Below are 14,413 nucleotides of genomic sequence, written 5' to 3' on the forward strand. Positions count from 1 at the left end.
TGGCCGTGCGCTGGTAGTGCCGGCCGCTGGCCGGCTCCCGATACCGTTTGGGGCGTGCGATGAGCCGGCCAGCGGCCGGCACTACCGGAGCGTCGTACCCACCAACGGTGGGTACCTACAGGTCAGTCGTACCGACCAACGGTGGGTACCTACCGGTCAGCGGAAGACGACGGTGCGATGCCCGTTGCGCAGGATCCGATGCTCCACATGCCGGCGTACCGCGCGGGCCAGCACCTGCGACTCGGTATCGCTGCCCAGCCGCACCAGATCGCGCGGCGTCATCGCGTGATCCACGCGCGCCACGTCCTGTTCGATGATCGGGCCTTCGTCCAGATCCGGGGTCACATAGTGCGCGGTCGCGCCGATGATCTTGACCCCGCGCGCGTGCGCCTGGTGATACGGCTGGGCGCCCTTGAAGCTGGGCAGGAAGCTGTGGTGGATGTTGATCGCCCGCCCGGCCAGCGCCTCGCACAGGCGCGGCGACAGAATCTGCATGTAGCGCGCCAGCACCACCAGGTCGATCTGCTCGCGTTCGACCAGGTCGATGATCTGCTGCTCCTGCACGGCGCGGTTGTCCGCGTTGACGGGCAGATGATGGAACGGCACGCCGTACGAGCCGGCCAGCGCGGCGAAGTCCTCGTGATTGGAGGCCACAGCCGCGATGTCCACCTGCAGCTGCCGGCTGTGCGCACGGAACAGCAGGTCGTTAAGGCAATGCCCCTGCCTGCTCACCAGCACCAGCAGCCGTGCCCGGCGGCGGGCATCATGCAGCTGCCAGTCCATGCCGAACTCGGTGGCCAGTGTGGCCATGCGGGCTTCCACGTCGCCCAGTGACTGCTCGGCGGCCCGATCGAAGTGCACGCGCAGGAAGAACCGGCCGCTCTCGTCGTCGCCGAACTGCTGGGCATCGAGGATGTTGCAGCCCAGCTCGAACAGCAGGCCGGACACACGGTAGACGATCCCGGTACGGTCCGGGCATGACAGGGTGAGGATGGAATCGGGGCGCATCCGGCCAGTGTAAGCGAGCACCGCCGGGCTGCGGTCGATGCTCTCAGATGCAACCAAGGGTGCCCGTGCCAGCAGTTACACCGCCGTCGGGTCCACCTTTTCCACATCGATCCCGTACCGGTCGATCGCCACCTGCAACTGGGCACGTTCGATCCGACCCTCATCGGCCAGCGACTTGAGCGCGGCAAGCACGATGAAGTGGCGGTCGACTTCAAAGAACGTACGCAGTGACTCGCGCGTGTCCGAGCGGCCGAAGCCATCAGTGCCCAGGGCGGTGAAGCGGCGGCCGTCGATGAAGGGACGGATCTGGTCGCCGACGATCTTCATGTAGTCGGTGGCCACGATCACCGGGCCGGGGTGCGCGGCCAGGCACTGTTGCACGTACGGCACCCGCGGTTCCTGCACCGGATGCAGCAGGTTCCAGCGCTCGACCGCCAGGCCATCGCGGCGCAGCTCGGTGAGGCTGGTGGCGCTCCACACGTCGCTGGCGATGCCGAAGTCCTGCTGCAGCAGCGACGCCGCGGCTTCCACTTCGCGCAGGATCGCGCCGCTGCCCATCAGCTGCACGCGCAGCGCGGGGTCGCTGTCGGCGGCGGCGGGGTGCAGCAGGTACAGGCCCTTGAGGATGCCCGCTTCACTGCCTTCGGGCAGTGCCGGGTGCGGATAGGCCTCGTTGAGCACGGTGATGTAGTAGTAGATGTCTTCCTGGTCCACGTACATCCGGCGCAGGCCGTCCTGGATGATCACCGCCAGTTCGAAGTTGTAGGTGGGATCGAAGGAGACGCAGCTGGGGATCACCGAGGACAGCACATGGCTGTGGCCGTCGTCGTGCTGCAGCCCCTCGCCCATCAGCGTGGTACGCCCGGAGGTGGCACCGAGCAGGAAGCCGCGGGTGCGCGCATCGGCAGCCGCCCAGGCCAGGTCGCCCACGCGCTGCAGGCCGAACATCGAATAGAAGATGTAGAACGGAATCGTGGCCAGGCCGTGGTTGCTGTAGGCCGTGCCGGCGGCGATCCATGAGCAGATCGCACCGGATTCGTTGATGCCTTCCTGCAGGATCTGGCCGTCCTTGGCTTCCTTGTAATAGCTCAGCTGACCGGCGTCCTGCGGGGTGTACAACTGCCCGAGGTAGGAGTGGATGCCGATCTGGCGGAACAGGCCTTCCATGCCGAACGTGCGTGATTCATCGGGCACGATGGGAATGATCAGCTTGCCCAGTTCGGGGTCCTTGAGCAGCGTGGTGAGGATGCGCACGAAGCCCATCGTGGTGGACTGCCCGCGCTCGCCACTGCCCTGCAGCTGGGTGGCGAAGGCCGACAGCGCCGGCACCGGCAACGGATCGACGTGGGTCAGGCGCGCCGGCAGCTGGCCGCCCTGGGCCTGGCGGCGCTGCGCGAAATAACGCGCTTCGGCGCTGCCCGGCGCCGGGCGCAGGTAGGGCATCTCCTCCAGCTGGTCGTCACTGACCGGCAGATCAAACCGATCACGGAACGCACGCACCGCATCGGCGCTCATCTTCTTGAGCTGGTGGTTGATGTTCTGGCCTTCACCGGCCTCGCCCATGCCGAAGCCCTTGACCGTCTTGGCCAGGATCACGCTTGGCCGTCCGTTGCCGGCGACCGCCTGCGCGTAGGCGGCGTAGACCTTCTGCGGATCGTGACCGCCGCGCGCGAGCGCCCAGATCTCGTCATCGCTCAGGTCCGCGACCAGCGCCAGCAACTCGGGATACTTGCCGAAGAAATGCTCGCGCACATAGGCACCGTTCTGCGACTTGAAGGTCTGGTAGTCGCCATCCACGCATTCCATCATGCGCTGGCGCAGCAGGCCGGTGCTGTCCTTGGCCAGCAGCGCGTCCCAGCCACCGCCCCAGATCACCTTGATGACGTTCCAGCCGGCGGCACGGAAGGTGCCTTCCAGTTCCTGGATGACCTTGGCATTGCCGCGCACCGGACCGTCCAGGCGCTGCAGGTTGCAGTTCACCACGAACACCAGGTTGTCCAGGCGCTCGCGGCCGGCCACCGAGATCGCCGCCAGCGATTCGGGCTGGTCCATTTCGCCATCACCCAGGAAGGCCCAGACCTTGCGGCCCTGATGTTCCTTCAGGCCGCGGTATTCCAGGTAGCGCATGTAGCGCGCCTGGTAGGCGGCGGTGAGCGGCCCCAGCCCCATCGAGACCGTGGGGAACTGCCAGAAGTCCGGCATCAGGCGCGGGTGCGGATACGAGGACAGGCCATCGCGGTCGGATTCGCGGCGGAAGTTGTCCATCCGTTCCGGTGCGATGCGGCCTTCGACGAACGCACGGCCGTAGATGCCCGGCGCCGAGTGGCCCTGGATGTAGATCATGTCGCCGTCGAAGGTGTCGGTGCGGCCGCGGAAGAAGTGATCGAAGCCGACGTCGTACAGCACCGCTGCGGACTGATACGTGGCGATGTGGCCGCCCACGTTGGAGTGCTTGCCGGCGCGCAGCACCATCACCATCGCGTTCCAGCGGATCATCGCGTTGAGCCGGCGCTCGATGCCGAGGTCGCCCGGGTAGGCCGGCTGGCGTTCCACGGGAATGGTGTTGGTGTACGCCGTCCACACACGGCCATGCAGGTCGCCATGGCGGGCCGTGTCCAGCTCGGTCAGCTGGTCCATCAGGTAATGCGCGCGCGGGCGGCCGGCGGCGTGGATGACCGCCTCCAGCGACTCACGCCATTCCTGGGTTTCCTGCGGGTCGGTATCGAGGGGGGCGAGCGCTGGGTTCATGTCCATCTCCGGGGAAGGCTGCCAGGCCGTGCGCAGGACGCGACGGCAGCGGGGGCGGCACAACGCGGAAGCGGCGTCGCCCAGGCTGCGGAGCCGGGCGAGCAGGCAACCTGGCGGTTGCGGGACAGGCACGATAAGCAGGGCCCAGCGGGGCGGGTAGACCGGATGGGCTTGGCGCTTTATAAAGAAATTCTTTCCAATGGAGCGCGAGAATGGCGGCCAGCATGAACATTCTCCAGTCAATCCGCAGTTTCATCCGGACCGCCGATGCCGGCAGCCTGGCCGCGGCCGCGCGGACGCTGGGGGTCAGTCCGGCCGCGGTCGGGCAGAACATCGCCCGGCTGGAGGCGCATCTGGGCGTGCGCCTGCTCAACCGCACCACCCGCACCCTGGCCCTGACCGAGCGCGGCGCGCTGTACCTGGCCCAGGTGCGCCATATCGAACGCGACCTGCAGCGCGCCCAGGCTGCCGTGACCGATCTGGACGCCACGCCCGAAGGGCGCCTGCGGATCGCCAGCAGCACCGCCTTCGGCCGGCACACGCTGGCGCCGCTGCTGCCCTCGCTTCAGGCGCGTTTCCGGCGCCTGGCGATCGAACTGCTGCTCACCGACCGCAGTGTGGACCACGCCCACGAAGACGTGGACGTCAGCATCCGGATCGAGCCGCAGTTGGAGGAAGGCCTGGTGGCGCGGCCGATCGCGCAGGTGCCGTTCGTGTTCTGCGCGGCACCGTCGTATCTCGCGCGGGCTGGCATTCCCCTGACGCCGGAGGCATTGCGCGAGCACCGCTGTCTGCTGCTGCGCTACCCGCTGGACGGGCGCTACCTGCCGTGGGGCTTCGTGCGCGACGGCATGCGTTTCGATGCCGAGGTCGCCCCGGCGCTGGTCAGCGACGACATCGATGCGCTGGCCGCGATGGCAGTGGCCGGCGGCGGCATCACCCGGCTGGCCGCGTTCGTCGCCGCGCCCTATCTCGCGCGCGGTGAGCTGCAGGCGCTGTTCGAGCCGGGCGATGCGGAGAGCACGCAGGCCTCACCGGAGCCGATGCGGTTGTTCCTGTGCGTCAGCGATCGCCGCGATCTGACGCCGAAGGTGCGGGCGCTGATGCAGCACATCATCGAGGGGCTGCCGCCCGCATGGCGGGTGGACGCCGGCTGAGCGCAGGGCCACCCGGGATGCCGGCCAGCGGCCGGCACGACCTTTCGCGGGTCAGCGTTCCGGGGCGATGAACACACCGCGGGCTTCGCGCGGTTCGCAGCGCAGGTACTGCGGTGCCGGTGCCACCGAATCGCCGAGTGCGGCGGCGGCATGCCACGGCCAGCGCGGGTCGTAGAGGATGCCGCGGGCCAGCGCGATCGCATCGGCGTGGCCATGGCGCAGGATCGATTCGGCCTGCGAGGGCTCGGTGATCAGGCCCACCGCGATGACCGGCATGCGCAGCTTGTGCGCCTTGATCGCCTGCGCGAACGGTACCTGGTAGCCCGGCGACAGCGGAATCTGCTGGCGCGGGTCATTGCCGCCACTGGAGACGTGCAGGAACTGGCACCCGCGCGCGTCCAGCACGTGCGCCAGGGTCGTGCTCTGCTCGATGTCCCAGCCGCCGGCCACCCAGTCGCTGGCGGAGATGCGCACACCGACGGCAATGCGATCGGACACCGCTTCGCGCATCGCATCGAACACACGCACCAGCAGGCGCATGCGGTTCTCCAGCGAGCCGCCGTATTCGTCCTCGCGGCGATTGCTCAGCGGCGACAGGAACTGGTGCAGCAGGTAACCGTGCGCGGCATGCAGTTCGATCAGGTCCATGCCCACCCGTTCGGCGCGACGTGCCGCCGCCGCGAAGGCGTCCACGATGGCATCGATGCCGGCCAGATCCAGTTCGGTCGGGGTCGGATCGGTCTTGGCGAACGGCAGCGCGGACGGCGCGACCGTGGGCCACGCGCGCGGATCGGACGGGTCCATCGCGCCGCCGCCTTCCCACGGCTTGTTGACCGAGGCCTTGCGGCCGGCATGGCCCAACTGCACGCCCAGCGGCATCGGCGACCACTGCCTGACCGAGGCCACGACCGAGGCCAGCGCGGCTTCGGTAGCGTCATCCCACAGGCCCAGATCGGCCCAGCTGATGCGGCCTTCCGGCAGCACGGCGGTGGCTTCCAGGATCAGCAGGCCGGCGCCCGACTGCGACAGCTGCCCGAGGTGGATGCGGTGCCAGTCATTGGCGAGGCCGTCGGTGCAGGAGTACTGGCACATCGGCGCGATCACGATGCGGTTGGGCAGGGACAGCGGGCCGAAGGAAATGGAGGAAAAGAGCTGGCTCAAGGGGGGAACTCGGGAAGAGGAAATGGAACCGGGCGCCATTGCACTCCTGTGCGGCGGCGGAGGCAACCGTGCCAGTGGATCAGTGTTTCGCAGCGGCTCAGGCGGTGGCGGTCCCCGGCAGCAGGAAGGCCAGCGCGTCGGCGCAGGACTGGTCGACCTTCAGGCTCAGCAGCGCATCGGCGCGGGTAAGCCCGCGGTTGAGCGCGGCGATCGGCAACCCGGCCTGGGCCGCGGCCTGCACGAAGCGGAAGCCGGAATAGACCATCAGCGAGGAGCCGACCACCAGCACCGCATCGGCGCGCTGCAGATGGTCGTGAACGGTGGCCACGCGCTCACGCGGCACGCTTTCACCAAAGAACACGACATCCGGCTTGAGCACGCCGCCGCAGGCCGGGCAGGCCGGCACCTGGAAGGACGAGAAATCGATGTTCAGATCAGCATCGCCGTCTGGCGCCTGTGCGGCCTCCAGGTGCTCCCAGCCCGGGTTGAGCGCCAACAGCCGCTGCTGGAACGCCTCGCGCGGCGTACGCGCTTCACAGCCCATGCAGCGCACCTGGTCCAGCCGACCATGCAGATCGATCACCGCTTCGCTACCGGCCCGCTGATGCAGCCGGTCGACGTTCTGGGTGAGCAGCAGCTCGACCTGGCCACGCGCTTCCAGCGCGGCGAGCGCGGCGTGCGTGCGGTTCGGCTGGGCCCAACCGAACCGTGGCCAGCCCAGCAGGCTGCGCGCCCAATAGCGCTGGCGCGTGGCCAGCTCACCCATGAATGCCTGATAGGTGACCGGCGGCGTCCGCTTCCACTGGCCATCGGCATCGCGGTAATCCGGGATGCCCGAATCGGTGCTGCAGCCCGCGCCGGTCAGCACGAACAGGCGCTGGGCGCGGTCGATGAACTCGGCGAGAGGTGTGCTCATGGACAGCAGATGGGGGCGCAGGGGGGGTGAGGCAATCCGGAGATCGGGAGCCGCTTACGGGCCCGGGATGTCACCCGGCAGCGACGGGACACTGGTCGGGTGGCCGTCGGCATCCAGCGCGATCATCACGAAGTGCCCGCGCGTGCACAGCTTGCGCTCGCCGGTGTGGAGATCTTCGGCGATCAGTTCCACTTCCACCTTCATCGAGCTGCGCCCGACTTCGACGATGCGGCCGACGGTTTCCACCATCTGGCCGATGCGGATCGGCAGCTTGAAATCGACCTGGTCCGAGCGCGCGGTGACCACGGTGCGGCGTGAGTAGCGGGCCGCGGCCAGGAACGCCGCCTTGTCCATCCAGGCCAGTGCCTGGCCACCGAACAGAGTGCCCAGGTGGTTGGTGTGGTTGGGGAACACGATCTCGGCCATGCGGACTTCGATGGGCGGGATGGTTTCGGGGATCGGGGTCATGGCGGGGGCCGGGAATGGTGGGGTGGCGCGGATGATACGACAGGGGGGTGGATGGGTCGCGTAGAGCGCAGACGAAAAAGCCCCGGAACAGGTCCGGGGCTCTTCGGAATCACGACGCGAGCGTCAGATCAGAACGACATGTCGAACGACACTTCGCCCTTCACGCCCACCTGGTAGGCCGACGAACGGCGCTCGAAGAAGTTGGTCAACTCCTGCACGTCCTGCAGCTCCATGAAGCTCAGCGGATTGCGCACGTTGTACTTCTTCTCCATGCCCAGGCGATGGAAATGATTGTCCGCGCAATGCTGCAGATACTGGCGCATGTCACGCGTCGAAATGCCTGCCACGCCGCCCGACAGCACGTCCTCGGCGAACTGCACTTCGCACTCGATCGCCTCGGCCAGCATGTCATACACCTGCTGCTTCATCGCATCGTCGAACAGGTCCGGCTCTTCCTCGCGGATCACGTCCACGCACTCGAACGCGAACTCCATGTGCGCGCTCTCGTCGCGGAACACCCAGTTGGTGCCCGAGGCCAGACCGTTGAGCAGGCCACGCGAACGGAAGTAGTACACGTAGGCGAAAGCTGCGAAGAAGAACAGGCCCTCGATGCACGCCGCAAAGCAGATCTGGTTGAGCAGGAACTGGCGACGCTCGTCACGGGTCTCGATGCGCTTCAGGTTCTGGATCGAGTCGATCCACTTGAAGCAGAAGTCCGCCTTCTTCTTGATCGAGTCGATGTTCTCCACCGCGTCGAACGCCTTGGCGCGCTCGTCCGGATCCGGCAGGTAGTTGTCGAGCAGAGTCAGGTAGAACTGCACGTGCAGCGCTTCTTCGTACAGCTGGCGCGACAGGTACATGCGCGCTTCCGGCGCATTCAGGTGCTGATACAGGTTCAGCACCAGGTTGTTGGACACGATCGAATCGCCGGTGGCGAAGAACGCGACCAGGCGGTGGATCAGGTGGCGCTCGCCCGGCGACATCTTGCCGTGCAGGTCGCTGATGTCGATCTGGAAATTGATTTCCTCGACCGTCCAGGTGTTCTTGATGGCGTTGCGATACATGTCATAGAACTGCGGGTAGCGCATCGGGCGCAACGTCAGTTCGAAACCTGGATCGAGCAGCATTTGACGAGGCTTGTCGGCCATGGTGTTTCGTCCTTCTTGGCAACGACCGACCAACGGTCGGTCACTACCGGATGTGTGATTTTTCCGGCGGAACCGGTGTTCCCGGATAGACGCCGACGTTGGTCGGCGTACCCGGCGGTGCCGGCCCGGTGGGCCGGCACGCCTTGGTTACTGGCACGCCTCGCAGCTTTCCGGGTTTTCCAGCGAGCAGGCGACGGCTTCGACCGGGGTGTAGCTGCTGACGGTCGTCTTGGCGATCTTGGTCGCCGGGCGCGAACGCAGGTAGTACGTGGTCTTGATGCCCTGCTTCCAGGCGTACATGTACATGGAGGACATCGCGCCGATGTTCGGGCTTTCCATGAACAGGTTGAGCGAGGCGGACTGGTCGATGAACGCGCCGCGGTCGGCGGCCATGTCGATCAGCGAACGCATCGGCAGTTCCCAGGCGGTGCGGTACACGTGGCGCAGCGTTTCCGGGATCTGGGTGATGCCCTGGATCGAGCCTTCGGCCAGCTTGATCGCGTCGCGCATTTCCGGGGTCCAGTGGCCGAGCTTCTTCAGCTCGTTCACCAGGTAACGGTTGACCTGCAGGAAGTCGCCGGACAGCGTTTCGCGCTTGAACAGGTTGGACACCTGCGGCTCGACGCACTCGTAGCAACCGGCAATCGAGGCGATGGTCGCGGTCGGGGCGATCGCGATCAGCAGCGAGTTGCGCAGGCCGTGTTCCTTGATGCGCTCACGCAGGGCATCCCAACGCGCGGTGTCTTCGGGCACCACGTTCCAGGCATCGAACTGCAGCTCGCCGCTGGCCGCACGGGTGTCGGCGAAGGACGGGTGCTTGCCGCGTTCCTGGGCCAGCTCGCACGAGGTTTCCAGCGCGTGGAAGTAGATCGTCTCGGCGATTTTCTTCGACAGCGTACGGGCTTCGGCACTGTCGAAGGCCAGGCGCTTGCGGAAGAACACGTCCTGCAGGCCCATGCAGCCCAGGCCGACCGGACGCCAGCGCAGGTTGCCGCGGCGGGCGGTTTCGATCGGGTAGAAGTTCAGGTCGATCACGCGGTCGAGCTGACGCACGGCCAGGCGCACGGTGTCGGCCAGCTTGTCGAAATCGAACTCGCCGTGGCCGTCGAAATGATTGCCCAGGTTGATCGAGCCCAGGTTGCACACCGCGGTCTCTTCGGCCGAGGTGATTTCCAGGATTTCGGTGCACAGGTTGGACAGGTGGATGACGTTGCCCGGGCGCAGCGTCTGGTTGCTGGCGCGGTTGCACTTGTCCTTGAACGTCATCCAGCCGTTGCCGGTCTCGGCCAGGGTACGCATCATCCGCGAGTACAGCTTGCGGGCGGAGATCGTGCGCTGGGCCTTGCCCTGGGCTTCGGCCTGCAGGTAGGCCTGCTCGAAGGCCTCGCCGAACAGATCGGTGAACTCGGGCACCACGCTCGGATCGAACAGCGACCATTCCTGGTCGGCCTCCACGCGCTGCATGAACAGGTCCGGCACCCAGTTGGCCAGGTTCAGGTTGTGCGCACGGCGTGATTCGTCACCGGTGTTGTCACGCAGTTCGAGGAAGTCCTCGACGTCGGCGTGCCAGGTTTCCAGGTACACGCAGGCCGCGCCCTTGCGCTTGCCGCCCTGGTTCACCGCGGCGACCGAGGAATCCATGGTCTTCAGCCACGGCACGATGCCGTTGGAATGGCCGTTGGTGGACTTGATCAGCGAACCGCGCGAACGCACGCGACTGTAGCTGACGCCGATGCCGCCGCTGAACTTGGAGAGCTGGGCGATGTCGCCGTACTTGGCGTAGATCGACTCCAGCGAATCCTGCGGCGAATCCAGCAGGAAGCACGAGGACAGCTGCTCATGCGTGGTGCCGGAGTTGAACAGCGTCGGGCTGGACGGCAGGTAATCCAGGTTGCCCATGCGCTTGTACAGCGCCAGGGTTTCCGGCACGTCTTCGCTCAGCGCGCTGGCGATGCGCAGGAAGAACTGCTGCGGAGTCTCGATCACTTTGCGGGTGTGCGGATGGCGCAGCAGGTAACGGTCGTACAGGGTACGCAGGCCGAAGTAATCGAAATGCAGGTCCAGCGACGGATCGATCGCGTCGTTGAGCTTGCGGGCGTTGACCTGCACGAACTCCAGCAGGCGGGCGTTGATCAGGCCCACTTCGTGGCCGCGGCCAACCGACTGCGAGAACGCATGGATTTCCTGGCCGGACACTTCCTTGGCGATGAAGTTGGCCAGCAGGCGCGCGGCGAGGCGGCCGTATTCGGGTTCTTCACCGATCAGCAGCGCCGAGGTGCGGATGGACAGCTCGTCCAGCTCCTGGGTGGTCGCGCCGTTGTACAGGCCGGAGATGGTGCGGGTCGCAACGCGCATCGGATCCACCGCATGCAGACCTTCGCAGCAGCGCTGTACGGCGCGCACGATCTTGTTCAGGTCCACCAGTTCGGTCGTGCCATTGCGCTTGGTCACGCTCATGGCGGTCGCCGTGGGCGGCGAGGTCAGCAGGAATTCGCTTTCCTTATCGATAGCTGCGCTGGTTTCGGTGCTCACGGCGTTTTCCTCTTGGCGTGATTTGGGGTGGTACAGCGTGGGTCTGCCTGGCAGGCGCCGGAACCGATGCAGAGATGCTCAGGGTGGACTATCGGCGTCGCAGGAGCCGCGACCCGGGCAGGCAAGCCTGCGGGCGGTTCCCCTGCGTCACCGGTCCTCTCCCCCCGGAGAATCCTGCGACCGGCACCACACGCTGTACTTCGTGCGGTTGTCAGTAGGTCTTCAGGCCATCGGCGTGAAGGCGATACGCCCGTCGACTTGTGGTCGGCGGTACCGACGGCCACAAGATAGTGGGGGTACCAGGTGTCGTCAACGCCAAATGTAGTGAATTTCCCTAATCCCTTGCGGCGCAAGGACCGGGCCGGGAAGGCGTCCGACGAACGGTCTGGACCTGTCGAAAGCGAGTGCGCAGTCAAGGCCGAAACGCCGATCGGGGATGCGACGCAGGGGCGCGAAAAACGGAACAGCGGGCCTCACGCGACCCTAACGAATGGCCGCCGGTCAGGGTGACTTCCGACCCGCGCCGGGGTCGCCCCGGGGTGCCACGCTCCGGTTGTCTCCTTTATATGAACGCGACCATGCGCCTGCCCCTGACCGGCTGTCTGATGTTGGGCCTGACCTTGGCTGGCACCACCGCTGCCGGCGAGAGCAAGGGGCCGGAGCTGTCCTCGCGCCAGTGCGGGGTAAGCACGCCCTACAACGTGCTGGTGGACAGCGGCGGGATCTGGCTGCGCAACCGCGACCAGGTGCCGGCGGAGATCTTCTTCCACGATGGCGAACTGAACATCGACCGCCAGCCGATTCCGGTCAGCGACGCCGACGCCCAGCGCCTGCGCCAGCTCGAATGGGGCACCCGCCAGCTGGTGCCTGCCGTGGCCGGGGTGGCCGGGGAGGTCACGGACATCGCCTTCGATGCGCTGGGGGCCACGGTGGAGATCATGACCGGCAGCCGCCGGAAGGCGCGCGAGGTGGAGGGGCTGCGCAGGGATGCCCACGATTACGTTGGCCGTACGCTGGGCCGCGGGATCTGGGAGCAGGATCTGTTCGGCGAGCAGTTCGAGGCGCGCATCGAGCAGGCGGCCGAGTCGATGTCTGCCTCGCTTGCCCGCGGGGTGATGTGGACGATGCTGACCGGCGGCTCGGATCGGATCGAGGCGCGCGCCGAGAAGATGGAGGCCGACCTGGAGCGTCGCATGGACGTCCGAGGGCAGGCGCTGGAGGTACAGGCCCGGTCGTTGTGCACCCAGGTGCTGGCGCTGGATGCGATCCAGCAGTCGCTGGAGGTGCGCTACCAGGGCAAGCCGCTGGCGATGATGGTGATGGACCGCGAGAAGGACGCGACCGCGCCGATCGCGCACGAACAGCCGCGCGGGGACGCGCTGGTGCTGCCCCCGTTGTAGAAAGCATCCACGCAGGGCGTGGATCTACATCACGGCCTATCCAGGCCCGGCGTGGAGCTACGCGCGGTGCGGGGTGCCCAGGTACTCGGCGCTCTGCATTTCAATCAGGCGCGAGGCGGTACGTTCGAACGCGCCCTGCAACCGGACGCCCGAATACAGCCCGACCGGTGAATCGGTGGCGGTGCAGACCAGGTTGACGTGGCGGTCGTAGAGCTCGTCGATCAGGTTGACGAAGCGGCGCGCAGCATCTTCATTCAGCTTGTCGAAATGCGGGATGTCGCCCAGCAGCACGGTGTTGAACTCGTGCGCGATCTCGATGTAGTCCGACGGGCCGCGCGGGCCTTCGCACAGCGCCTTGAAATCGAACCAGACGATGCTCTTGCCGCGGCCGCGCACCGGAATCTTGCGCGCTTCGATCTCGATGTTGCCCGCCTTGGCCGGTTGCCCACCGCTGAGCTCGGCCCAGCGGCCGGCCAGCCAGGCATCGCTGCCGGCATCGATCGGGGACTGGTACACCGGCGAGCGGGTCAGCGCGCGCATGCGGTAGTCCTCGGTGCCTTCGGCGTACAGTTCCACGCAGTAGGTCTGCAGCAGCCCGATCGCGGGCAGGAAGCTGTCGCGCTGCAGGCCGTTGAGGTACAGGTTCTCCACTGCGGTGTTGGAGGTGGTCACCAGGGTCACGCCCTCGGCGAACATGCGCTCGAGCAGGCGCGCCAGCAGCATCGCATCGCCGATATCGGTGACGAAGAACTCGTCCAGCACCAGCACGCGCAGTTTGCTGCGCCATTCCTGGGCGATCTTCGCCAGCGGATCGCTTTGCCCCTGGTGCTCGCGCAGGCGCTCGTGGATGCCGCGCATGAAGCGATGGAAGTGGGTGCGGTACTTCTGCTCGATCGGCAGGCCGTCATAGAACAGGTCGACCAGGAAGGTCTTGCCGCGCCCCACCCCGCCCCAGAAGTACAGGCCCTTGACCGGCTCGGGCTTCTTCCAGAATGCGGAGAGGCGGTCCAGCCAGCCGTCCTGGGCGCTGTCGACCAGCGCCAGATGGATGCGATCCAGCTCGGCCAGGGCGGCGTGCTGGGCCGGGTCGTTCTGCCATTCGCCCCGGGCCACGCCATCGGCGTAGCGCTGCGACGGGGTCATCACGGTGTCGCTCATGCCGCGTCGGGGGCCGCGTCGGGCGCGGGAACCGGCAGCCACTGCTTGACGCCATGGATGAGCGCGCCGCGCAGGTCGACGATCTTGCGGTGGAAGAAGTGGCTGGTATCGGGCATGCGCACCAGTTCATGCGGTGCGTCCAGGCCGTCCAGCCAGTCATAGACCGCCTGCGGATCGACGATCTCGTCTTCCTCACCCTGGATCACCAGCCACTGGGCCGGCGGCTGCATGCCCTCGAAATCCCAGCGCCCGGCGGGCGGCGCGATCGAGATCAGGGTGGTCGGCTGCAGGTCGCCCGCCGCGCGCAGCGAGACGTAGGCGCCGAAGCTGAAACCGGCCAGCCACAGGTCCTGGCCCGGCCGCTGCGCACGCACCCAGGCGGCGACGGCCTTGAGGTCGTCCTGCTCGCCCACGCCATTGTCGAACGTGCCGGCCGAGTCGCCGACGCTGCGGAAGTTGAAGCGCACGGTGGCGATGCCCAGGTCGCGCAGCGAGCGCGCGGCCATGGTCACCACCTTGTTGTGCATGCTGCCGCCCTCGGTGGACAGCGGATGGCAGACGATCGCCACCACCGGCTGCACCGCGACACCGGCCTCGGGCAGATCAACCACGACATCCAGCGGACCGACCGGTCCGTCCAGCGTCAGCGCACCGCTTTCTTGGGGAAATGGGGGATTGTGCATGGCGTCATAATACCGTCCCTCCGCGTGCTTCACC

Annotated in this window: 11 protein-coding genes; 2 read left to right on the plus strand and 9 right to left on the minus strand. The window is 66.8% G+C overall.

The annotated features are described in order from the left end of the window. Positions 1-156 precede the first annotated feature (156 nt). A complete protein-coding gene (gene purU, locus NJD74_RS18950) occupies positions 157-1,008 on the minus strand; it encodes a formyltetrahydrofolate deformylase (protein WP_070474335.1) in 852 nt (283 codons plus the stop codon). 75 nt (positions 1,009-1,083) lie between these two features. After that, the gene (gene aceE / locus NJD74_RS18955) at positions 1,084-3,756 is read right to left on the minus strand and encodes a pyruvate dehydrogenase (acetyl-transferring), homodimeric type (protein WP_019184835.1); all 2,673 of its coding nucleotides are present in this window, start codon (positions 3,754-3,756) and stop codon (positions 1,084-1,086) included. 224 nt (positions 3,757-3,980) lie between these two features. Between aceE and NJD74_RS18960 the strand changes: the two genes are divergently transcribed. Beyond that, positions 3,981-4,913 (plus strand): LysR substrate-binding domain-containing protein, encoded by a 933-nt coding sequence (locus NJD74_RS18960; protein ID WP_070474502.1) that lies wholly within the window; start codon positions 3,981-3,983, stop codon positions 4,911-4,913. A gap of 51 nt (positions 4,914-4,964) precedes the next feature. On the opposite strand, the gene NJD74_RS18965 is transcribed toward NJD74_RS18960, so the two are convergent. The 5 genes from NJD74_RS18965 to NJD74_RS18985 all read right to left on the minus strand — a co-directional run bounded on the left by NJD74_RS18965 (position 4,965) and on the right by NJD74_RS18985 (position 11,138). Continuing rightward, a complete protein-coding gene (locus tag NJD74_RS18965) occupies positions 4,965-6,113 on the minus strand; it encodes an NADH:flavin oxidoreductase/NADH oxidase (RefSeq protein WP_319624778.1) in 1,149 nt (382 codons plus the stop codon). A 58-nt stretch (positions 6,114-6,171) separates the two neighbouring features. Beyond that, complete coding sequence (locus tag NJD74_RS18970) at positions 6,172-6,990, minus strand: NAD-dependent protein deacetylase (protein ID WP_102788836.1); 819 nt, start codon at positions 6,988-6,990, stop codon at positions 6,172-6,174. A 54-nt stretch (positions 6,991-7,044) separates the two neighbouring features. Next, on the minus strand, positions 7,045-7,458 hold the full coding sequence (locus tag NJD74_RS18975) for an acyl-CoA thioesterase (RefSeq protein WP_019184839.1): 414 nt from the start codon (positions 7,456-7,458) through the stop codon (positions 7,045-7,047). A 128-nt stretch (positions 7,459-7,586) separates the two neighbouring features. Continuing rightward, on the minus strand, positions 7,587-8,606 hold the full coding sequence (locus NJD74_RS18980; RefSeq protein WP_019184840.1) for a ribonucleotide-diphosphate reductase subunit beta: 1,020 nt from the start codon (positions 8,604-8,606) through the stop codon (positions 7,587-7,589). 147 nt (positions 8,607-8,753) lie between these two features. After that, positions 8,754-11,138, minus strand: a complete 2,385-nt coding sequence (locus NJD74_RS18985) for a ribonucleoside-diphosphate reductase subunit alpha (protein WP_019184841.1) — start codon at positions 11,136-11,138, stop codon at positions 8,754-8,756. A gap of 578 nt (positions 11,139-11,716) precedes the next feature. Between NJD74_RS18985 and NJD74_RS18990 the strand changes: the two genes are divergently transcribed. Next, on the plus strand, positions 11,717-12,538 hold the full coding sequence (locus NJD74_RS18990) for a DUF2884 family protein (protein ID WP_254427814.1): 822 nt from the start codon (positions 11,717-11,719) through the stop codon (positions 12,536-12,538). A gap of 57 nt (positions 12,539-12,595) precedes the next feature. Here the strand turns inward: NJD74_RS18990 and zapE are convergent, their stop codons facing one another. Together zapE and NJD74_RS19000 are read right to left on the minus strand one after the other, a co-directional pair. Further along, entirely contained in the window at positions 12,596-13,696 is a 1,101-nt protein-coding gene (zapE, locus tag NJD74_RS18995; RefSeq protein WP_102788834.1) for a cell division protein ZapE, read from the minus strand. Continuing rightward, complete coding sequence (locus NJD74_RS19000) at positions 13,693-14,379, minus strand: CocE/NonD family hydrolase (protein WP_070474322.1); 687 nt, start codon at positions 14,377-14,379, stop codon at positions 13,693-13,695. Before NJD74_RS19000 ends, zapE begins: the two co-directional genes overlap by 4 nt. Positions 14,380-14,413 lie beyond the last annotated feature (34 nt).

Origin of the sequence: Stenotrophomonas sp. RG-453, from assembly GCF_033843685.1 — a bacterium.
In the GTDB taxonomy this organism is placed as follows: domain Bacteria; phylum Pseudomonadota; class Gammaproteobacteria; order Xanthomonadales; family Xanthomonadaceae; genus Stenotrophomonas; species Stenotrophomonas bentonitica_A.